This is a genomic window from Pseudoalteromonas sp. UG3-2, assembly GCF_037120705.1.
Lineage (GTDB): Bacteria > Pseudomonadota > Gammaproteobacteria > Enterobacterales > Alteromonadaceae > Pseudoalteromonas.
The window spans coordinates 2,950,001-2,972,732 of sequence record NZ_JAWLJU010000002.1 but is presented as its reverse complement, the minus strand read 5'-3'; the positions used below and the strand labels follow the sequence as shown (position 1 = coordinate 2,972,732).

Annotated in this window: 11 protein-coding genes and 2 rRNA genes (1 of these 13 only partly in view); 4 read left to right on the top strand and 9 right to left on the bottom strand. The window is 44.0% G+C overall.

Annotated elements, in window-relative coordinates; all coding sequences use genetic code 11:
• Window positions 1-313: 313 nt before the first annotated feature.
• Window positions 314-3,739 (top strand): PAS domain-containing hybrid sensor histidine kinase/response regulator, encoded by a 3,426-nt coding sequence (locus tag R3P39_RS16395; RefSeq protein ID WP_336568823.1) that lies wholly within the window; start codon window positions 314-316, stop codon window positions 3,737-3,739.
• Window positions 3,740-3,815: 76 nt separating this feature from the next.
• On the opposite strand, the gene R3P39_RS16390 is transcribed toward R3P39_RS16395, so the two are convergent.
• Window positions 3,816-6,746: a PKD domain-containing protein gene (locus tag R3P39_RS16390; protein ID WP_336568822.1), complete on the bottom strand. Its 2,931-nt coding sequence runs from the start codon at window positions 6,744-6,746 to the stop codon at window positions 3,816-3,818.
• A 210-nt stretch (window positions 6,747-6,956) separates the two neighbouring features.
• Between R3P39_RS16390 and R3P39_RS16385 the strand changes: the two genes are divergently transcribed.
• Both R3P39_RS16385 and R3P39_RS16380 read left to right on the top strand, forming a co-directional pair.
• Window positions 6,957-7,505: an ECF-type sigma factor gene (locus R3P39_RS16385; protein ID WP_336568821.1), complete on the top strand. Its 549-nt coding sequence runs from the start codon at window positions 6,957-6,959 to the stop codon at window positions 7,503-7,505.
• A gap of 244 nt (window positions 7,506-7,749) precedes the next feature.
• Window positions 7,750-9,909 carry a serine/threonine-protein kinase gene (locus R3P39_RS16380; protein WP_336568820.1) on the top strand — a complete coding sequence of 720 codons (2,160 nt, stop codon included), beginning with the start codon at window positions 7,750-7,752 and terminating at the stop codon, window positions 9,907-9,909.
• Between the two features lie 582 nt (window positions 9,910-10,491).
• Here R3P39_RS16380 and R3P39_RS16375 read toward each other — a convergent pair.
• The 6 genes from R3P39_RS16375 to R3P39_RS16355 all read right to left on the bottom strand — a co-directional run bounded on the left by R3P39_RS16375 (window position 10,492) and on the right by R3P39_RS16355 (window position 19,379).
• Window positions 10,492-11,013, bottom strand: coding sequence for an Lcl C-terminal domain-containing protein (locus R3P39_RS16375; RefSeq protein WP_336568819.1), 522 nt, complete (start codon window positions 11,011-11,013; stop codon window positions 10,492-10,494).
• 80 nt (window positions 11,014-11,093) lie between these two features.
• The gene (locus R3P39_RS16370; protein WP_442962082.1) at window positions 11,094-12,413 is read right to left on the bottom strand and encodes an RNA-directed DNA polymerase; all 1,320 of its coding nucleotides are present in this window, start codon (window positions 12,411-12,413) and stop codon (window positions 11,094-11,096) included.
• A gap of 205 nt (window positions 12,414-12,618) precedes the next feature.
• On the bottom strand, window positions 12,619-12,750 hold the full coding sequence (locus R3P39_RS18235) for an Lcl domain-containing protein (protein ID WP_174169708.1): 132 nt from the start codon (window positions 12,748-12,750) through the stop codon (window positions 12,619-12,621).
• A 123-nt stretch (window positions 12,751-12,873) separates the two neighbouring features.
• Window positions 12,874-13,245 (bottom strand): four helix bundle protein, encoded by a 372-nt coding sequence (locus tag R3P39_RS16365; protein ID WP_336568815.1) that lies wholly within the window; start codon window positions 13,243-13,245, stop codon window positions 12,874-12,876.
• A gap of 33 nt (window positions 13,246-13,278) precedes the next feature.
• Window positions 13,279-16,650, bottom strand: coding sequence for an Lcl domain-containing protein (locus R3P39_RS16360; protein ID WP_336568814.1), 3,372 nt, complete (start codon window positions 16,648-16,650; stop codon window positions 13,279-13,281).
• Window positions 16,650-19,379, bottom strand: a complete 2,730-nt coding sequence (locus tag R3P39_RS16355; RefSeq protein ID WP_336568812.1) for an InlB B-repeat-containing protein — start codon at window positions 19,377-19,379, stop codon at window positions 16,650-16,652. Before R3P39_RS16355 ends, R3P39_RS16360 begins: the two co-directional genes overlap by 1 nt.
• A 196-nt stretch (window positions 19,380-19,575) precedes the next feature.
• Between R3P39_RS16355 and purU the strand changes: the two genes are divergently transcribed.
• On the top strand, window positions 19,576-20,406 hold the full coding sequence (gene purU, locus R3P39_RS16350) for a formyltetrahydrofolate deformylase (protein WP_336568811.1): 831 nt from the start codon (window positions 19,576-19,578) through the stop codon (window positions 20,404-20,406).
• Between the two features lie 369 nt (window positions 20,407-20,775).
• Here purU and rrf read toward each other — a convergent pair.
• Window positions 20,776-20,889 (bottom strand): 5S ribosomal RNA (gene rrf / locus R3P39_RS16345).
• A 215-nt stretch (window positions 20,890-21,104) separates the two neighbouring features.
• Window positions 21,105-22,732: ribosomal RNA gene (locus tag R3P39_RS16340) — 23S ribosomal RNA — on the bottom strand; it runs 1,367 nt beyond the window's last position.

Below are 22,732 nucleotides of genomic sequence, written 5' to 3'. Positions count from 1 at the left end.
GTAACGGCTAGTTAACGTTTACGTAAACTGCTAAAACCGCAGTAATTAAAACCCACAATAGCTATATAAAACATATGGTTACATATTTTCCATGGTTTCATTGCTGGTAGATAAAGAAAAATGGCAGTCATGTAGACATTAGTCTTACTTACTGTAAACGCAACCGCTAACAAGACTCCTAATTACACATAACACCCTGAAATTATTACACTTTAAATTTCAAACTAAAAATCTTAGTGACAATTTCACTGTGCACACCGTTTGTTTGCTAAGGTATGATGAGTTTAATAATAACAATTACAGCTTGTTTACTATGACCATCATTCTGTTACTTGTGGCCGCGGCATACATCGGGGTGTTATTTTGGCTTGCCAACTGGGGGGATAAAACCACCCCAAGGGCGCTTAAAATTAGTCACCACCCATTTGTCTATGCGTTTTCTTTGGGGATTTACTGTACCTCTTGGACCTATTATGGTTCAGTGGGCACCGCCGCAACCAGTAGCTGGCATTACCTGCCTATTTTGCTCGGCCCTGCGCTGCTGTTTATGTTTGGTCATGGCTTTTTGCGCAAGCTTATTTTGGTCAGTAAAAAACAAAATATCACCACCATTGCCGACTTTATTTCGGCCCGCTACGGCAAACGACAAACCACGGCGGTGATGGTAACCATGATTGCGTTATTAGCAACCATTCCCTATATCGCATTGCAGCTAAAAGCGCTTAGCAGCAGCTTTTTATTGCTACAACAAGGAGAGCAAGTGTCGGGAGCAGCGATAGCCTTAGTGGGAACCTTGTTAATGGCCTTATTCGCGATTTTCTTTGGTACTCGCAAGGTCGATGTCACCGAGTATCGCTCCGGCCTGATGCTGGCGGTGGCATTTGAATCTTTAGTTAAGTTATTGGCCCTGGCCATTGTGGCGTTTTTAGCCTGGCAATCTTTAAGTTATATGCCAGACTCCATGGCCGAGTTAAGTAGTCACTGGCAGTCGTTTAACTTTTTAAATTTTAACTTTATTGGCCAAACATTGATGGCCGCCGCCGCCATCGTTTGTTTACCACGGCAATTCCATGTGGTGGTGGTCGACAACCATAACACCGCGCATTTAAAAACGGCTCGCTGGGCCTTTACACTTTACTTGCTGCTGATCGCCGCCATGATAGTCCCCATCGCCAGCGCGGCTATTCACCCTGGTATTGGCCACGGTGCGGCACCAGATAGTTTTGTTTTAGCCCTGCCTATCATGATGGACCACCCCATTTTAGCCACCATTGTATTTATTGGTGGCTTGTCTGCCGCCACCGCCATGATAGTAGTGGCAACCTTAACACTCAGTACCATGCTCTCGAATGATGTTATTTTGCCATTATTATTCAAGCGCAAGTTTAAGAGAAACATTCTCGATAGCAGCTTTAAAAACCAAATATTACTGGTTAGGCGTTTTGTTATTGCCGCTATTTTATTACTGGCTTACATGTATCAACAGTGGTTTGGTCATGGTGAAGCACTAGCAAACATGGGCTTAGTGGCTTTTTCTTTGGTCACCCAACTGCTGCCTGCTATTGTCGGAGGGCTATATTGGCGTAAAGGTCATGCTTATGGTGTTTATGCCGGACTGGTCGCAGGTTTTATCTGTTGGATGCTGTTTTTAATGTTTCCTATCTTAGAAGCGGGCAACTTACTAGACTTCGAATTACGGCAAACCATTATAACGCGCGGCACCCTGCTGGCATTACTGGCCAATGTCAGCTGTTATATTACTTTTTCACTCGGTGCCCAAGAGCGCTTAGTAGACAAAATTCAAGCCGCCGCTTTTGTTAACCCCAAAGATCAAGCCACGCTCACCAAGCGGCTTAATAAGCAAGTTAAAGCCACCGTGTATGACTTTAAAATCCTGCTACAAACCTTTTTAGGGGTTCAGCGCAGTCAGCAGTTGCTGGGCCATTACACCCAAAATAATGAGCTCGATGAAAACGATGCTCTGCCCTCACCTGAGTTCATTTCCTTTTGTGAACGTGCTCTAACCGGGGTATTGGGGGCTTCGTCAGCCCAAGCGCTGATCCGCAGTGTCTCTTCAGGTAAACAAATGGCCTTTGAAGAAGTGGTTAACTTTTTTGATGAAACCACCCAAGCGCTGCAATTTAACCAAAACCTACTATTCACTTCATTGGAAAACCTCAGCCATGGTATTTCGGTGGTGGATAAAGACCTAAAGCTGGTTGCCTGGAATAAGCGCTACAATGAAATGTTTGCCTACCCAGATGGCTTTTTAGAAGTAGGCCAGCCCATTCAAGAGATTATCCGCTTTAACGCTGAGCGCGGCGAATGTGGCCCAGGTGAAATTGAAAAACACGTGGAAAAGCGCGTACAACACTTAAAAAATGGCACGCCACATCACTTTATTCGTCATCGCCGCAATGGCCAGGTGTTTGAAATGACGGGAAACCCATTACCAGAAGGCGGCTTTGTAACCAGCTTTGCTGATATCACCAGCCACATTGAAACGCAAAACGCGCTGGAAGAAATCAACATGGATCTGGAAAACCGCATTGAGGCCAGAACCCAAGAGATCCGCGCCATTAACTTAGATCTCAAAGCCGAAATTGCCAGCCGCCAAGAAACCGAACAAGCCTTAATGGCAGCTAAAAAAGAAGCCGAACAAGCCAATGAAAGTAAAACACGCTTTTTGGCCTTAGCCAGCCATGACATTTTACAACCGTTAAATGCGGCCAGACTGTACCTCGGTGCCATTGATAGTCAAAGTTTACAACAACGCGACCAAGGCAACTTTGATAAGCTCGGTGACAGCCTCGATTCGACCGTGCACCTAATGAGCGCATTACTCGATATCGCTAAGCTCGAACAAGGTGCCATGAAACCCTCGCCCAGACACTTTAATATTGACGATATTTTGCAGCCTCTGGTGAATGAATACACCATTATCTCCAAAGACAAAGGCTTACAACTTAGAGTGCGCAGTAGTCATAGCGTAGTGCACAGCGATACCACCTATCTGCGCCGTATTATTCAAAACCTTGTTTCGAATGCCGTTAAATATACCGAGTCTGGTAAGGTGCTGATCGCCTGTCGAAAACGCAAACACAGCTTGAGATTGGAAGTGTGGGATACCGGCCCTGGGATCTCAACGCATGAGCAAAACAAAATATTTAATGACTTTTACCGTATTCAGGCCGGTGATAATAAAGGCATCGGTCTGGGGCTTGGCGTGGTGAAACGGCTATGCGATCTGCTTTCTATCCACATTGAAGTCAGTTCAGAAGTGGGCAAAGGCAGTCGCTTTAGTATTGATATTCCATTTGGCAACCCAGAGTTGCTGCAGCAAAAAGACAATGTCAGCCAAAAACCACAAAATAAAACCGAGCTTAAGGTAGTGGCCATTGATGACGACCCGAAAAACCTCGAAGCCATGGCCAGCTTGCTCGCCAAATGGCATTGTCACCACACTCTTATCACCCAAGTTGAAGACGCTATTGAATACGCCAGCTCTCACACCGCGCCAGATGTCATTTTGATGGATTACCAACTCAACCATGATATGGATGGCATTTCACTGATCTTAAAGCTAAGAGAGATTTGGCAAGACGATACGCCCGCTATCTTGATCACTGCAGTAAGAGATGAAGAGGTGAAGCTAAAAGCCAAACAAGCGCAAATTCATTACCTCTCAAAACCGGTGAAGCCGGCCAAGCTAAAAGCCTTACTCAATCATGGGCGATGATCAAAAAAGCCTAAGTAAACTTAGGCTTTAGTCGCGGATGTCTAAGCTTTACTCTTATGGTAAAGCGAAGCAAGAACTAGTGTGATGCCAGTGCCTGTAATTGGTTTGCCGCTTCTACAAAGTTATTAACTTGTTCGGCTGTATAAAAGAAGTAATTAAAATCTCTACCATCGCCATCAACAGTTATTACTGTACTAAACTGACTATTATGCTGTGCAATAAACAATTTATTACCCGAAACAATTACACTGCCATCTTCATTCTGAGTGTAGTTCATCGTTGCTTGTACGTCGCTAAAATCAGCATCGTCGTACACCGTAATCGTTTCTTCATTTATAATAAGGTAGGTAATAACCCAATCACCTTCGCGACTTCTATCAGCCATAAAAATAGCCTGTTCTTGTAAGTCTTTAAACGAGGCTACTGGTTCCTTTAGCTTAACAGCCTCTGCGTAGCTCTCAGCGCTGTTTTTGAGGGTGAAATATGGACTTACATTACCATCCAAACCGCTAAGATACGTACTATCCTGCTTTGCTAAAGTAGCAAAATACCAACTGCTTTCATCAACCTCTAAACGAACACGGTGGTCTGCTTTAAACTCGTAATCTCCAGTGATGTTCTGAGTACCTGAATAAGTAAACTCTCCTCCTTGCTCTAAATAGAGTGAACTGACCTCTTGGTTACTCCAGTTATCATGTTCGAGGGTATAGAGCTCTTTATCAATTAATGACTCCACATCAACCAAATTTGGAACATGATGATTAGGTGCAAACTGTGGTAGCACAGTACCAATCAATGACTCAGGCAGGTATTGGCTGAACGGACGAGCGGTATGAGTGGTTAAGTCAAAGGTTTTTTGAGCAGACCAACCATCAGCAAAACTTACTTCTTCAAGGACGGTACGTTTATACGGCGTTTTACTTAAAATGGTAAAAGTTCTTGAACTCTCCAGCTGACAACCTACATAGGTACAATTGGGATCCTGATAGCTATCAAGCGTGAGCTCACCATTATCTAATTGCCAGCGACCGTGATCAATATTGACCTCAGCCTCGCTCAGTAATCCATCGTTATTGGAGTCATAGGTTCTAACAGAGTAAGACTTACCATCATCATAGAGCTCATACCAAAACGAATCAAAATTCCTCCCAGCATACAGTCTACTCCATACGCCTACGACTTCTTCTTTAACCCAGTTAGCTTCCGGTTCTAAATTATAAGCCGTTCCGACTATAGTTCTAGACTCATTTGACTGTTGCGCTTTACCATAAACCATATAACGGCTAGCTTGTGGCGTTAGCAGCTGAAATTCAAAGTTAAGGTCTAACGTCGGTACATCTATTACTACTTTTTTATTTACACCTTGCCCCAAGTACTGCCAATTGTAGGAAACGGTTTCATCATTTAATAAATGAAGTGTGCCACTATTGGTGTTATCAAATGTGAATAATGCCGAACTGAAGCTTGCATTTTCGATTAAATTATTAAAGCTAAGTAACGGCAAACTGATGGTTTGGCCAGAGGTAATGTCCACCGCTTGGTGGTGTTCACTACTATACGCAGCATTTTGTGAAGTAAGGGTATAACTCGTAACTTCCCCAGCCCTGTTGGAGTATTCCCTACTCTTACTCATTTTTATTTCAGCACTCAGTGCTGTATGGCCAAGATCAGTTAAACTAATCGTTATAGTATCCAGCCACTCGGTAATGGTTACCTCAGTTTTATTGCCTTGTTTATCAGTTCGAAAAACGGTAAAACTTGATTTTAGCAAACGCTCTTCTTGAGGAGTTATGGTAATTAAACCCTCTTCAAATACCCACTTCATCGAATCAGCGTGCTTGCCTATTGAAGCGGTCCCTGTGCCGTCAGAGTTGAAGGTGATCTTAGTTCCTCCGCCACCAGGAAAATAAAAATAGTCTGGTAAGTACAGTACCTCAGGGACCGAGGAAATAACATTCAACTGCTCGGTTTCAAGCAATTTTGCTTTAGCCTCAACATACTCTGGGGAACCCAGTTTTTCATTCAAGTATTGACCAAACTCCTCGGGATCTTTGAGCCAGTCTAGAGAGGTTTGTGCTGTTGGGGTTGACACCGCGTTAACGTCACTTGTAAAACTGCTAGCTGCAGGAGGTGGATCATCAGTGAAATTTTGCTCATCTAAATATATTTGATAAACAATTGCGCTATTCATTCTATGCTCATGATCAATGCTGAACGAACTTTGTTGCAACTGTTCCAAATTGTTGATGGTATCGCCATTATGTGCTTCCAATAAAGCTGCCGTTGCACTGCTAAAGGGTGATAGTTGTAATTGTGTAAGTTCATCAAATGACAGTATGTTGTCGTCACCTGCTTGAGATTGTAAAGAAGCAAAACTTGAAGTGTAAGATTGCAGCGCAATGGTACTTTTATCATCGCTACCTTGTGCATATAAAGAGACAACAGCTGAAGTTGACTCGTCATCGTCTTGCTTTAAGGAAACGCTATATTCACCCTCTTCATCAATTTGCGCAACACTGTTGTTTTCATTTTCACCATACTGAGCGGTAACAGTCCCCCCTGCTAGGTCAACACCAATTACCTTACCCACTAACGTGACTTGGTTGAACAGCTGATTAATGTTTACGGTGACGTCTGTAGTAGCCGTTTGTTCACTGACGTCGGTCACTGTTAAGCGCAGTTTTGCCACTTCATTGTCTGTTGTAGCTGGAGCAGTAATAACAAGCTCATCGCTATTAGCCTCCTCTAAAATCAGATCAGGGCCGCTGATTTGCTCCCAAGTAAAAGTCACCTCACCATCATCTTCAACATCTGCCACTATTGTTGCTGTCGCCTTTTCATCGACGGTCACATCCGCAATGTCTGCGATCACAGGTACCTTATCGATATCAGTGGTTTTATCTCCAGAGTTATCATTTATTGGAACCTCTACAGATGAATCGTCTGAGCCACACCCCGTCAATAGCAAGCTCAAGGCAATACAACTCAAGGTGAATTTGTTTTTCATGGATTTCCCTCCTCGATCCTTAAAAATAACGCAACGTCTTTTTTGTTGCGTTCAAGTCACAGCTAAGTGATAACCTGACTATAAAAGTCCTTTACAAAATCTATTTCCACGAAAAACCAAAGGGATTTTCTCAGCTGGTTAAATAAAAAATTACATTTACTAACATTTTATTGTTAACATGGCTCTTGCGAGCAATAAAAGGGAAAGGTTATGGATGTCATTGCATTGCTTACAAATTGGCAACGAGATTGTAAAGAAAGCGAAGAGAAGCTTAAGGTGTTGGTTTATAATCACCTAAAAAAGGTGTGCAGCGCACACTTACACAATTATAAAGCACAAATCGATGCCACTTTTATCCTCAACAATTTACCTAATACCACATGCTTATTGCACCAATCATTAATGGAACTCGTGCCACCGAGTTATGGTGTGGAGCATAAAACCCAATTTAATCGCTACCTAAGTTTATTTGTGCGTAATATGTTGCGAGACGAAATCCGCAAGCTCAAAGCACAAAAAAGAACCCCACCAACGTTAAAACACAATGAAGCCATTGATGCTCCTCCAGAACAATACCTCGCGTTAGATAGCGCACTTTCGCAACTTGCCAAACAGCACCCTGTAAAGGCTGATATATTTTCACAGCATTACTTTTTAGGGCTAAAAGCAGAAGAGCTTGCAGCACAACTTGATATTTCAAAAGCCACCGTTTACAGGGAGCTTGAGGCCGCTAAGGCTTTTATTAGAATGAATACATAATAAGAATAACAAGGACAATTCAATGAACTTTAAAGATGCACTAAGTGTATTCGACCATTTACTGGCGCATTCGCCAGAGGACTTAACCGCTGGGCTAGAGCGAATTCCAGACCTCTCTTTAGAGCTTAAAAATGAAGTAACGGCACTTATTACTGCCCATAAACAAAATGCTGAGCAAACCCAGTTTAGCAGCATCATTGCCGAGCAAGTAAATACCCTAGATAGCGATAAAAGCCTGCTGTCATTGGCTGGCGAGCAAATTCAGCACTTTAAATTGACGACTTTGCTAGGCTCAGGCGGCATGGGGGTGGTATACCTTGCCGAGCGCTGTGACGGCCAGCTAGAACAACAAGTTGCGATTAAAATTATCGCCCCTTCCGTGACGTTACTGACATCAAAAGAATTGGCATTTAAAGAAGCGCAATATTTAGCTCGCTTAAACCACCCCAATATTGCCAAAATTTACGATGTCGGCACCACTGAGTCTGGCTTAATTTACCTAATAATGGAGTACATTGAAGGCGAACCACTTCAAGTATATTGTAAAAATCGTCCGAATAAAGAACTGCTGCCGCTGTTTATAAAAGTGTGTGATGCCGTGAGCTATTCCCACCAAAACCGAATTATTCATGGCGATTTAAAGCCCGATAACATACTTGTAGATAAGCTAGGTGAGCCAAAACTGGTGGACTTTGGCGTTGCTCATACCCTAAGCGAGCAAAGTGACGCCACCTACTCGGCCTACATAAATGGCCTGAGTAAAGACTACGCCAGCCCCGAGCAGCTGGCCGGGGAGCCGCTCACTACGCAAAGTGATGTGTATAGTTTGGGTAAAATTTTAGAAAAGACCATAAAGTCAAATAATTACGAAGTAAAAACAATAATAGAACATGCTTGTAAAAAACAAAATAAGCGATACCCAACACCTTCCTTATTTGCGCAAGACATTAAGAACTATATGAACAAAGTCCCCATAAGCATTAACCAAAGCTTACTTTATTCTGGGAAAAAATTTATACAACGCAACCCTCTTTCAAGCCTGGCAACCGTACTATTTATATGTGTAGTGTTAGCTTTTTCAACATTCCTAATCCATAAAAACGCTCAACTAAGTCAAGAAAAACAAACTACTGAGCACATTGCTAAGTTTATGATTGACACTTTTGCGAATGGCAATCCAGAAGTTAACTCAGGTCAATCAGTTTTAGCTAAAGACTTGTTATGGAGAAATATTGAAACCGCTGAAAGAAGATTCTCAACAGCTCCTCATATTTTATTTGAAATCAAAACGACTATTGCGGACTCTCTTTATGGCCTCGGTGAATATGAAAGGGCGCGAGATGTGTATCGCTCCTCGCTTTCGCTAGTCTCACCTCGGGTTCATCAAGTTAACCTGGTAAAGCTCAAGATTGCAAAGTGTTATACCGCTTTAAATGATTACAAGCAGGCTATAGATATCACAGCTAAACTTCTGAAAGATAACACTTTACTACCAAATGAGAAGTTAACCGCGCTCTGGTTTAACGGTAAAGCCCTTGATCACAATGGTCAATTTGAACTTGCAGAAAAACAACTAATCCAAGCCTTAAACTTAGTTAAAGATCCAATAGTCAAGGCTGACATTTTACTTGATTTGGCACATAACCAACAAAGTCAATCTTTATACAAAGAGTCTGTAAAAACAAGAAAGCAGTCACTAGAACTACTAATGCAATACCTACCCAAAACACATCACAAAATAGCTTATTCACAGATTGAACTTTCAGCAATGCTTAATAACTTAACCCAATACGAAGAGGCAATAACCATTGGAGAGCGAGGCCTAACTAGCAGTATAAAAATTTATGGTGAGTCGCACCCATACGTTGCTAAGAGCATGCAAAATATAGCGATCACTTATAGTGAACTAAAGCGCTTTGACAAAGCACGAGAGTTGCTAAAGCGTTCAATTAACATTCAAAAAGATATTTACAAAAAACCTAATCAAGATAGTGTCGTCGGTTTTATCCACATAGGAAACCTAGAGTATAAAGCGAAAAATTACTCAGAAGCAGAGCAGCATTATAACCACGCGCTTTTGCAAGCAAAATCCATGAATTCGGTAAACCCATATTTATTAATTGCTATTAAAAACGGACTAGCAAGAATCTACATAGAAAATAAACAATTTGAGCTTGCCAGAAATCAATTTGATAATTTGATAACTATGACAGAAAAGCATTTTGGCGCAGACCACGCAAGAACAGGTTTGATAATACGCAATGCTTTGCCTGCATATATTGCCCTGAATGAAGTCGATATCGCCAAAGAAAAAGCGAAAAAAGCAATACAAATTCTTTCTAGAAACTATGGCGAATCTCATCAGTATGTGCAAAAGGTTAGAACTATGATTAGTGGCTTATGAATGGCCGAAGGTTACTCAATGTAACCTCCATAATCAAAACTCCACCACTGTTACATAAAGCATAAAAGCCTGTAACAGTGGTTTTATTTTCGGAAGTGCCCGAATTCAACCCAGAAAAGTACGACACTCCTTCTTTAATTAAGCAGCCTGCGTCATTTTATTAGAATACAACACAATGATTGAGGACAAAAACTGTACTCTGTTTTTTGCCCTGTTCCACGCCTCCCTTTGCCGTAGGCGCGGTTTTATACCGTGCGAACCTCACCTCAAACTCCACAACAAAGCACGATGTAAAATCGCGCCTACACTGGTAGAGATACATCATTGTCTGATAACCAATAATACTATCACCTTAAAACCATCTTGTTATGACTAAGACTTTATTCGCTACCTTTGCCACGGTATTTTACCAATACCAAAAGCCAATTACTGAGCCGTGTAGGGACGCATCATTGTCGCAATAACATGGATGTTATTGAGCGGCGCCGGCTCTAACCACATGGCTTATAGCTCATTTTACTTAACCCAAAAGCCAATTACTGAGCCGTGCAGGGATGCACCATTGTCGCGATAACATGGATGTTATTGATCGGCGCCGGCTCTAACCAATCGAACGTGAGTGCCGTTGTCCTTATGAAGGTTGTAGTCGTAGCCACGATTGAAATAGACGCTCCACGCGTAGTTACCGTAGTAGGCATGGGGCGAGCTCGACCAATAACTACTACTTGCCGTGTTGGGAAATACAGTTTGATTTATGGCTGGATTATAGCAAGCGGCTTCTACAATTGAGGCGAGTTCTTTAATATTAGGCAAATACCAGTCGCTAAAACCCGCATAGTTGCTTTCATCAGCACTGGCCAAAGCCTCTGCCCAAGTATAAGTAGATACACTTTCTGTGCACGTAGTGCCATCCCAGGCTTGCCCTAAACTACAGCGCATCCACATAAGCCCGGTTTGGTTGTCGGTTACCGTGCCGTTATCGTTAAGGGTAAAACGGCTAGTTGGGGTTGAAGGGGGTATATTATCCTGACATTCCCCGTAAGCTTCATTAAAAGCTCCCCCAAACACCAGCAGTGTAAATAATAATATTGTTGATATTTTCATAGGGTATTTCCTCATTATTTAACAATATGTAAGCCGTAGGCACGGCTTTATTCCGCGCGCTGTTCTACCTCAAACCCCGCCTACGGTAGGGTTGGGTGTGCCGATGCATAATCGCGCCAACCGTTTTGTGGGAACGACATTAACCGCACCGCGCGGCGTTTATTTTTTATGCGGGTATACCCGCGTTCGGTAATGAGTACATAAGATACCCTCCGCTTTTGCATTTGTTGGCGCAGCGTATTGAGTTTGTGCATCGGCACGCTATACGTTTGGTAATTACGTTGCTGCCTTGAGGGGTTAACATATACGCGGTTGCCGCACTGAATTAACAAACAACACCGCGGGTAATAATGCGCAAAAAAACCTAGCTGACCTTTAAATCGCAACGGCGTTTGCGGCTCGTATAAAGGGTAAATATGTTGCCAGTCTGTTGAAAAGCCAAATAATAGTTTAAGCCAACTGTACCGTTTAACTAAGGCTTCACAGAGTCTATAACTGTTAGCGTGTTTAAAATGCCCCCAATAGCTGGCTAGCGTTGCCCTTAGCTTTTTTACCTTATCTGGGTGTAAATCCAACAAAACACCTTGGTTTTGCGGCTTAACAATACATCGCTCGAACCACTGCATTTTTTCATGAAAGTTACCCAGTACACGCTTTCTTACCAATGTATAATGAGGGCGCACAATATAGCCTAAAAAGTCTGCCCCGTTACCAATGGGTGCTAAGGTAAATTGGGGTTTAAGATGCAGCTTTAAGCGCTGCTGCAAAAACTCAGCAATTTGCAAATGCCATTGTTGCAACTGCTGTTTATTTGAATGGCACAAGATAAAGTCATCGACATAGCGAACGTAATGTTTGCATTTCAGTTGGTGCTTAACGAATTGGTCAAGGTCGTTTAAATACAGGTTTGCCAATAGTTGACTGGTTAAATTACCAATAGGCAGCCCTTGCCCAATAGGAACGCTTTCTAACCTTTTATGCTTAGGAATACGGTTAAACTCAGCGGCACTCCCCAAACGAATACAGTTTTCGCCTGCTATCGAATGATTAATACTTTGGTGCACAACTTGCTGTGTTAACCACAATAGCTGCTTAGCTAGCGCTTTGGTTATCTTACCTTTGTTTGCCCACTTGCTAAGCTTTTGTTGTAGTTGCGCTATAAGTATGTGCTGATGCACTGAATAAAAAAAGTTGCGGATATCTAATTGCAAAAAATAACCGCCACTCGAAATACCATTGTATTTTTGCATAAAGCCTTTTAGCCGGTTAACGGCAAAGTGAGTCCCCTTGCCCTTGCGGTTGGACGCTACGTCATAAATCAATTCTTTTTCTAGCAACGGCTCTAAGTAGTTAAAAAGCAAATGATGGACTACCCTGTCGGCAAATTGTGCCGCACACACTTCTCGCGCCTTTGGCTTTAGCACAGTAAAGACAACCGGTGGTAAAGGTTGCCAACTCTGGTTTTGCAACTGTTGGCTGGTTGTCAACAAATTGTCTAGCAAGTGTTGCTCATACAAACAAGTGCGCACCTTGTTGCGTTTACGTTTGCGGCATTGGCGATACGCTGTATCAACCGCGCGCAAATTGAAATAAGGTGCAGCTGACTCACTTTCCGGCTCTAACCAATCGAACGTGTTTGTTGTTGTTCTTATTATTGTTGTTGTCGTTGCCATTATTGAAATTGACGTTCCACGCGTTGTTATTGTTGTTGGCATTGGGCGAGCTCGACCAAGCCACAATTAACCTCGCTACTTACGTTGGTTGAGTGTATCCACCAAGGTAACACCCAATTACGTTGTAATACTGGCCCCATAAATTACAGGATAACCAGTGAGCGAGGCGCACAGTGAGTGGGGACGCTTACCTCCCTTGATTGAGAGGCAATTCAGCCCGTGTTTGCTTTAACCAGCCGCCAGCTTGTTTACCCAAGCCGACAACTAACTCTACCACCGATTGAAACTGACTAAATGACTTAAACGCATGGAGCTCTTTTGCCAATTGCACCTGACATTTTAGGTCATCTATTAGTTCCGAAAGCTGCTGCACAAGCTTAGCTTTACTGCGCCTGCGAGTAACAGCCCTATGAATACACTGGCAAATACGCATTGCTTTTTGCCGCAATTCACTCCCCAAGGTGTATTTGTGATAACGAGGAAAATGCAACACAGCCTCTTCAATGGTAACTAACAACAAATTTGCCGAGCGCCAAATGGGTAATTGTTTGTAGTCCATCGTTTACTTTACCTCGCTAATCTAAAAGCCAAGTCACTGTCCGGCTCTAACCAATCGAACGCGTCCGTCGTTGAGCTTATAACTGTCGTAGTCGCTGCCATCATCGAAATAGACGCCCCACGCGTAGTGATCGTAGTAGGCATAGGGCGAGCTCGACCAATACCAGCTACTTCGCGTCTGCGGGAAGAAGTCGGTATCGATTGCCGGATTGGTTGTGCTGTAATCTACAATAGAGCGCAGCTCTTCTTTTTTAGGCAGTCGCCAGTCGCTGGCACCGCATAAGCTTTGTGTGTTTACTCGTTCAACATACGCGTGGGTATTACAGTAACTAGCTTCGTTATTGGTATCATAGCCGTAGCAAATATCGCCATCGTCATCTTGATAACCAGGATGACCACCGTTAGTGTTACTGTCTGGGTTATACCAGTTGTAGCGGTCGTCTTTGTCGTGCAGGCCGCCGTCGTCGGTTTTGACTTCCCAGATTAAACCAGTGTGGTTGTCTTTTACACACGACCACTGGCTTGCCGATTCGGGTAGCGGGTTACCATTGGCATCGAGCTTAGTAAAGTCAAAGCCTCCTTTACCACCACCCACTTTTTGCAACTGCCCTTTAGCAGCGAGCGCATCGCGGCCATGTTCGGCATCTTGGCCTTCGTAGCCTGATATTGGGCAATCTAGGTTGTTGGTGCTGCCATCGGCGCACCAGGTAATGCCGGTGTCGTTGAGCTTGCCTGTGGCTGAGGATGGCTCTGGCTTTCTAACATTAACCTTTAGTTCATTAGAAGGGACACTTTCGTTTACTTGATTTTGCGAGGTAATGACGACAAAGTAATCCGTATCTAGCAAAAGCTCATCAATCGTATAGGGTGTGTTGCTAGTTACAGAAATCCGCCTTGCGCCACTGAGGCTTGCATAGTTGGCAATATCATCCAGATCCGCAAAGCTTTCGTTGGCTATATAAATATTAAAGTCATTGACTCCTTCAACCTCTTGCCAAAAGAGCTCTAAATTCAAACTGTCATCATCGTTAATGGTAGAGTCTATTTTTACAAAATAAGGCGCATCAGGCTTAATCCCCAATGTTATAACTTTCTCTAACTGATATTGTTGACCAGACTCTGTCACCACAGTAAGGGTGATAGTATAAGTTCCGTCTTCGTTGTAAGTGTGTGCAATAGCTTGGTTATAACTGGTCATGTGGCTACTGCCGTCGCCAAAGTTCCAAATGAAATGAGAGACAGGATCATACTCCGAGCCAACGATTTGACTAACATCAAATAATACGTTTAAGTTGCCGTCATCAGTTCTAAGTTCATCGTAACTGAAGCCGATGTTTTGTGGCTTTGGCTTTATAGTTATCAGGTGCTTGATTCGGTTCATTGCCAAACCACTTACCTTGACCTCTACTGGCGTATCTCCTTGTTGATATGTGTACTCAAAGCTTGCCACAGGTGCATTACTCTCTAATTCACCAAAGAGCTTATACCTAGACGGCAATTCACTGTGGTGCTCATAAAGCGTGCTGCGCGCTGAGTTTTCAAACCAATCACCACCGAACCAAGTACCATTGCCGCATTTACCACTCAATGCATCCAGATCAAAACTGATGTCTTCCCAGTGATAGCTTGCATATTCGAGATCACCTAGCACTTTTTTGGCACATAAAAAGTTATAGCTGTATTTGGTTTCTGCACTAAAATCCGCAGTATAAAGCTCAGATGGGACATACGCGTCATTAATTAGCCAAGGCGCACGCGTTTCATCGAACATTTTCGGCCTCGAGAGATATAAATCAATCTGGATCCGCTCACCATCCAACAGGCCTATGCTGGCATTTTGAATACCAAAGTTAGACAGCGAAGCAATAGGCTCCTTAGTGCCAAAATTATCTAAGCGGTATACCTTTGCTAGGGTCTTCATTTGACCATAACTGTTGAGTTGTCCATCAACAATCGACGACTGAATACGGTTTGGCGCCAAAACCAAGTCCCAAACATATGGAATCAGGCGGTTTCCAATAGTCATACCACTGGCAACTGCAGCCATATAGGGCTGTGCTTTCTCCGCTCCTTTATAAGCTTTACGGATCTTATGAAATGAAGACTTTCTGCCATCAAGGTTACTTGCCTTTTGCCATAGAGCCTTAGTGACAATTTCAGCATTATTGAGGCTTACAGATTGACGTAATATACCTGCAACTTCGTGACCGATATCGATCAACAAAGGGACTATTTTTTCGGGCTCTTTTGTTATTGTGGTCAAAAAGTCTGGTGTTGCAAATAATAGGCTTGTTAGGGTAAGTAGTGCTCTGCCATTTCGCATGGCCTCTATCTGATTTTTAAAGCGCTCGGCCTGAGCTAAATGCCCTTTTTGAGCTGCATTACTTCTTTGCATTTCTAACAATTGCACATGTGCTTTCAATGTTGCATTTAGAGGCTCAACCATATAACGGATAACCAATTGCGCTTTGTCACTGTCATTACTTGCAGAGTGATACTGGTTAGAAAAATGCTCAGCAACATTATCAATCACGTTTCGGGCTGGCTGCTCGAAGTCTATGTCTTTTAATAAGCTAGATTTCAACTGCTTAAATTGTTGCTTTATAGTCCCTCTAACTTGGTCTTTTTCTTTACTATTATCTGGAAAAGTATAAGAAGTTAGCTCTGCAACTTTCGCTGCCGCATCAAGTGTGATTTCAAAGTACTTCTTAAATTCAAATATATAGGGCGCATCCTCTGGGGTAATATTAGCTGCATTAATGTAGGCATTGACTGTTTCCAGCATCACCTGTGAATAGCTTAATAACACCTCTGTGCGTTTTAATTGCTCTTCATAATTTCTTAATAGCTCAGCTAGTGAGGTTAACTTCTTTATTTTTTCTTTCGCTATTAGACCAGACTTTTCACCGCGCTCTAGCGCTTCTAAGCCTATATCAGCCAAGGTCACTGTGTTCAGTAGAAAAAGGGTAAGTACATCAATCCCCTCTTGCTTATCAGCAGGAAACCTTCTTACCAGATCCACTAAACTAGCTCCATGCAAAACAAAGTCACTGTTTTTCCAGCTCTTGTTGTTAGGGTAGTTATAGTTACCTAGACCTATGGAAGTTGTTACACTGGCTTTACTAGGGGGTTTGAAATCTACGCTTGGAAATAGCCCACTCCACTCCAGATCAGCTATGTCAAAATCAACAGCCTTGTTAGAAGGGGCGATAAGCTCAATCTCCCCTCTATCACCCGTTGCGGGATCGATCCCCCGAAAGATATAATTTGTAGAATAGCCATTATGTACTTGAATTAGGCCATCTGAATTTACATCAACACTTATACCACTAGTAAGCTTTTGCTTTGCAAAACCAATACTTGGAGAAAGTAATAAAGCAATGGCTGTTATTCTAATTGTATTCATTATTCTGCCTCCAAGCTGATCAGATCATCAATTTGTGTATCTTTTGCAATCTTATTAGCAATCATTGCGGCCATAAAACTGCATGAATAATCCATTGGGCATGGACTTCCTTGATTTATTTTTGTCGTTAACTCTTTGACTAGCTCGGTAAAGTCTGGATGAGACTTAAAGCGACTGAATAGTGTTTTAGTATCTTGAAACTGGACTCCGTAAAGGTGTTGCGAGGTCATAATAAATGTATAAGCACTACTCTCTACTGAAAGGTTGACCTCCTGCTCTCCCGCATGCTTGATGCCTAACAATAAAGGCTCGCCATATTCATTTACTAATGAAACAAGCTTTTGCTGCTCTGGTGATGAGTCAATATTAGTTGTAGTGCTACTTAACCGTTTACTATCATTTCCATTAATGATGAATACAGGCTCTTCATAAGGGTCGATTGCAAGATTTTCTAAGTTAGTGGTGAGCTTTGACTCTTTTTCTTTTTCTACAAACTCAAAAGTTAAACTGCAGGACTTAGTGACACTATTTATAACATATTCACCATTTAAAAAGGTGCCTTGTTCACAGCCCTCCGCATCTAGAAAATTAAAACCTGTTAGAGTAGTAATATTAAAAGTAGCACTTTGACCATAAACAACTGACTGCGATGTAGGCTGTACACTTCCTCCCGAGCTGGACTGTGCTATGACTGTAACCAGCCTTTGACTAAAACTCGCGCTGACTTGGCAAGCAGAAGTAATGGCACCTGTGGTGTAGGTGTTGCCAGTGAGTGTGCCATTGCAGCCAGCAACTTCACTGATTTCATAGCCTTCATCAGGCGTGAGTGTAAAGGTGGCACTATCGCCATAAGTTACCGTTTGCGTGCTAGGTGAAATACCACCACCTTCACCAGCGCTCGCATCCACGCTGAACGATTGCTGGCTGAAACTTGCGTTAACTTGGCAAGCAGAAGTAATGGCACCTGTGGTGTAAGTGCTGCCACTAAGTGTGCCGTTGCACCCAGCAACTTCACTGATTTCATAGCCTTCATCAGGCGTGAGCGTAAAGGTGGCATTATCGCCATAAGTTACCGTTTGCGTGCTAGGTGTAATACCACCGCCTTCACCGGCGCTGGCATCCACGGTAAAGGTTTGTTGACTAAAACTGGCTCTGATTTGGCAAGCTGAGGTTATTATGCCGGTGGTATAAGTATTGCCACTAAGCGTACCGTTGCACCCAGTGGCAGCAGTGATCTTATAGCCTTCATCAGGCGTGAGCGTAAAGGTGGCAGTGTCGCCATAAGTTACCGTTTGCGTGCTAGGTGAAATACCACCGCCTTCACCGGCGCTGGCAGCCACAGTAAAGGTTTGTTGACTGAAACTCGCACTGATTTGGCAAGCTGAGGTGATTATGCCGGTGGTGTAGGTGTTGCCGCTAAGTGTGCCGTTGCAGCCAGCAGCTTCACTGATTTCATAGCCTTCATCTGGTGTGAGCGTAAAAGTGGCGGTCTCACCATAGTTTACCGCTTGAGTACTGGGTGAAATACTGCCACCTTCGCTGGCATTGGCGCTAATGGTGAGAGCTTGCAGGCTAAAACTTGCATTAACTTGGCACGTAGAAGTAATGCTGCCTGTGGTGTAGGTATTGCCCGCTAAGGTTCCTTCACACCCTGACACTTCTGTTATCTCAAAGCCCTCATTGGGCGTCAAAGTAAAGCTGGCGGTGGCTCCATAGTCTACTAACTGTGAGCGAGGAGTAATCTCCCCCTCACCAGAGGTATTCGTGGTTACTTCAATGCGCTTAGTTGCAGCTACCCCACCAGGATCTTTTATTATCCCGTTGGCCATTCCGTCACTGTCTCCATAACCACCATCTTGCAGAGTTAAAACTACACTGGTGCCATCTTCAGAGAACTGAGCTTGCTCTTCGGGCATCGTATACCACTGCTCGCCATCGCTTTTTAGGTAAGTTGCATCGGCTGAAACTGGGCTTGGGTAGGTCACCTCAACCAGAGCCGTGCCCCCCACTTCCGTATTAATGTCCAATGCCAGTAGCTCAAACGGTAGCACTATCCCCTCTGGCATTTCTGGCAGGCTCGGGTGGTCTGTTGAAATTATTCCTTGGCTAGTAGCTGCAATGGTACCGGTATTGTCAAGCACAGCGACTTGTATTGGCTGTTCTTTATTTTCGTCGCTAAATGTTTCTTTTATCTTCTGCGTTTTTAATACAATTTCGCAGCTTTCAGTGAGCTTGTTCACTGCATACACGTCATCAACTAATTCACCGTTACAACCTGATATGCTCTCAAATACATGGCCCTCTCCAAGCACCATAGTGGCACTGAGGCTATCACCATAGTAATAAGATGACTTGTCCAGTGTAAGCTTTGTGCCTGATGGGTGCTGGGTTTCAATATTCAGCTTGTTAGCAACAAAAGAGGCGACAATCGTGCAATTTTTTTGAATGTTTTCAACGGTGTACTCCAGCTCCCCTCTATCGAGGGAACCATTACACCCTTCCACCATTTCTAAGGTGTGGCCCTCAGCAGGAGTCAGTTTAAATGTTTGCGTGGCGCCTGCTTCTACCATTATATTCTCAGGGTTTATTGTTCCTGAGCCTACTAGGTCAGTTGTAATTGTATAGTTGGTAGTAGGTTCAGCTTGCTCTGTTGCGGTGTCTGAGCCACCACACGCCGACAAAAAACCACAAAGTGTGATCGTTAAAAGTTTAGGTAGGCAGGCTTTCATTTAACTTTCCTTTGCTCGATTCTAGCAGTTGGTATTTTCTAGCTGTGCAGCTTTTTATTTTTTCCGTTAGCTTAGGACAAAAAAATTTCAACCCATCTCCACGTAATTCGTTTGTATTTTTCTCACTCAATAGCTTATTTATTTTAAACTTGCTAATTTGTCCTGACTCACAATGAGTATTTATAGGAATGAGGAAATGAGTTTTATACTAACTACTGAGTGTGCCGATGATATTGGCTTAATAGCCAAGATCACCAATATATGTCATCAGCATAAGTTCAATATTACCCGTAACAATGAGTTTGTAGATAAAGAAGCCAAGCGCTTTTTTATGCGCACAGAACTAACTGGCGCGCCTGATAAGGCGTTTCTTAATAACTTGAGCCAGGCATTACCAGCCGGCGCAAAAGTCGCGCTGCATGGCCAACAGCGTACAAAAGTGGTGTTATTAGCAACGAAAGAGGCTCACTGCTTAGGTGGCGCCTTACTAAAACAGTATGAGCACGCTTTTAACATCGAAATCCAAGCCGTGGTTGCTAATTACGATGCCTTAAAACCCTTGGTTGATGGTTTTGGGATCCCCTTTCACTTGGTCTCGCACCAAGGGCTCAGTCGTGAAGAGCATGACCATGCCTTGGCAGAGGTCATCGCCAGCTATCAACCGGATATAATCGGCCTTGCCAAATACATGCGCATTTTAAGCCCAGAGTTCGTATCTCGCTTTGCCGGCAAGATCATTAATATTCACCACTCTTTCTTACCTGCATTTATTGGCGCCAAACCCTACCACCAAGCCTTTGAGCGCGGTGTGAAGATCATTGGTGCCACAGCACACTTTGTTAATGATGAACTCGATGAGGGCCCCATCATTGCTCAAAATGTCACTCAGATCACCCATGCTCATGACGCCGAAGAAATGGCAAAGATAGGAAAAGATATCGAAAAAACAGTATTTTGTAATGCCCTACAACTCGCCTGTGAGCATAAGGTATTTATAAACGGCAATAAAACCGTGGTGTTCTCATAATATAACGTCGTTGTACACGCGAGTTTTGGAACTGAGTAGCACGAATATATTTATGCTGTAGGCATGGGTTCATTGCGACCGAAGCACTGCTTCGCAGTGCAGTGAACGCGAGGTATGGATACCGAGCCGGAAGCCCTCCACAGGGATGTGTGTCCAAGGGTTGTCAGAGTCGCGCGGTTATCTTTACCACTCTGTCTACATTGCTCTCAAGGCTGTTATTTCCTGTAGGCGCGGGTTTACCCCACGCTTTTTATTGTGCGCTAAACGCAAAAAAACCCCGACTCTTTCGAATCGGGGTTTGACGTACAAGGAAGTACTAATGTCGATGAGATTCATGGATGAATGTCTTTCATCGACCTACTTATAAGGCCCTGGCGATGTTCTACTTTCACATGGGAAGCCCACACTATCATCGACGCTGTTTTGTTTCACTTCTGAGTTCGGCATGGAGTCAGGTGGTTCCAAAACGCTATAGTCACCAGGAAAACTGGGTGCAAATGTCTAATGACATCGTGCCACGCACGACCATTCCATTTGCGCAAGGTGAACTGATTTCGCGATACCGCTGAGGTTAGTCACCTTGTTTAATCATTAAAATCTGGAAAAAACTGCTTAAATTCTTTGTCTTCGTCGCGGTCTAAAACCGCTGCTACTTTAGTATCTTATCAACTTCTGTCGCTAAACCACTTTGGCGTTGTATGGTTAAGCCTCACGGGTAATTAGTACAGGTTAGCTTAATGGCTCGCACCACTTCCACATCCTGCCTATCAACGTTGTCGTCTTCAACGGCCCTTTAGTGGAGTTAAACTCCAAGTGAGAACTCATCTCGAGGCCTGCTTCGCGCTTAGATGCTTTCAGCGCTTATCAGTTCCGAACGTAGCTACCGGGCAATGCTATTGGCATAACAACCCGAACACCAGCGGTTCGTCCACTCCGGTCCTCTCGTACTAGGAGCAGCCCCTCTCAATTCTCAAACGCCCACGGCAGATAGGGACCGAACTGTCTCACGACGTTCTAAACCCAGCTCGCGTACCACTTTAAATGGCGAACAGCCATACCCTTGGGACCGACTTCAGCCCCAGGATGTGATGAGCCGACATCGAGGTGCCAAACACCGCCGTCGATATGAACTCTTGGGCGGTATCAGCCTGTTATCCCCGGAGTACCTTTTATCCGTTGAGCGATGGCCCTTCCATTCAGAACCACCGGATCACTATGACCTACTTTCGTACCTGCTCGACGTGTCTGTCTCGCAGTTAAGCTGGCTTCTACCATTACACTAACCGTACGATGTCCGACCGTACTTAGCCAACCTTCGTGCTCCTCCGTTACTCTTTGGGAGGAGACCGCCCCAGTCAAACTACCCACCAGGCACTGTCCTCAATCCCGATTCAGGGACCTAAGTTAGAACATCAACACTACAAGGGTGGTATTTCAAGGTCGGCTCCACACCATCTAGCGACGATGCTTCAAAGCCTCCCACCTATCCTACACATGTAGGGTCAATGTTCAGTGCCAAGCTGTAGTAAAGGTTCACGGGGTCTTTCCGTCTAGCCGCGGGTACACAGCATCTTCACTGCGATTTCAATTTCACTGAGTCTCGGGTGGAGACAGCGTGGCCATGGTTACACCATTCGTGCAGGTCGGAACTTACCCGACAAGGAATTTCGCTACCTTAGGACCGTTATAGTTACGGCCGCCGTTTACCGGGGCTTCGATCAAGAGCTTCGCATACGCTAACCCCATCAATTAACCTTCCGGCACCGGGCAGGTGTCATACCCTATACGTCATCTTACGATTTTGCAGAGTACTGTGTTTTTAATAAACAGTCCCAGCCACCTGGTCACTGCGGCTGACTTCAGCTCCGGACGCAGGTCCTTCACCTAATGTCAGCGTACCTTCTCCCGAAGTTACGGTACGATTTTGCCTAGTTCCTTCACCCGAGTTCTCTCAAGCGCCTTAGTATTCTCTACCTGACCACCTGTGTCGGTTTAGGGTACGATTCAGTATGAACTGAAGCTTAGAGGCTTTTCCTGGAAGTAGGGCATCAACAACTTCACCACCGTGGTGGCTCGTCTCGGCTCTCAGCCTTAGCAACCCGGATTTTCCTAAGTCACCAGCCTACTGCCTTTCACATGGACAACCAACGCCATGCTTGCCTAGCCTGCTCCGTCCCCCCATCGCATTCATACTGAGTACGGGAATATTAACCCGTTTCCCATCGACTACGCTCTTCAGCCTCGCCTTAGGGGTCGACTCACCCTACCCTGATTAACATGGGATAGGAACCCTTGGTCTTCCGGCGTGGGAGTTTTTCACTCCCAT

Coding starts and splice junctions, on each gene's coding strand:
- R3P39_RS16385 (WP_336568821.1), top strand. CDS start 6,957: ATGGATGTCATTGCATTGCTTACAAATTGGCAACGAGATTGTAAAGAA.
- R3P39_RS16390 (WP_336568822.1), bottom strand. CDS start 6,746: ATGAAAAACAAATTCACCTTGAGTTGTATTGCCTTGAGCTTGCTATTG.
- R3P39_RS16360 (WP_336568814.1), bottom strand. CDS start 16,650: ATGAATACAATTAGAATAACAGCCATTGCTTTATTACTTTCTCCAAGT.
- R3P39_RS16355 (WP_336568812.1), bottom strand. CDS start 19,379: ATGAAAGCCTGCCTACCTAAACTTTTAACGATCACACTTTGTGGTTTT.
- R3P39_RS16365 (WP_336568815.1), bottom strand. CDS start 13,245: ATGGACTACAAACAATTACCCATTTGGCGCTCGGCAAATTTGTTGTTA.
- R3P39_RS16395 (WP_336568823.1), top strand. CDS start 314: ATGACCATCATTCTGTTACTTGTGGCCGCGGCATACATCGGGGTGTTA.
- purU (WP_336568811.1), top strand. CDS start 19,576: ATGAGTTTTATACTAACTACTGAGTGTGCCGATGATATTGGCTTAATA.
- R3P39_RS16375 (WP_336568819.1), bottom strand. CDS start 11,013: ATGAAAATATCAACAATATTATTATTTACACTGCTGGTGTTTGGGGGA.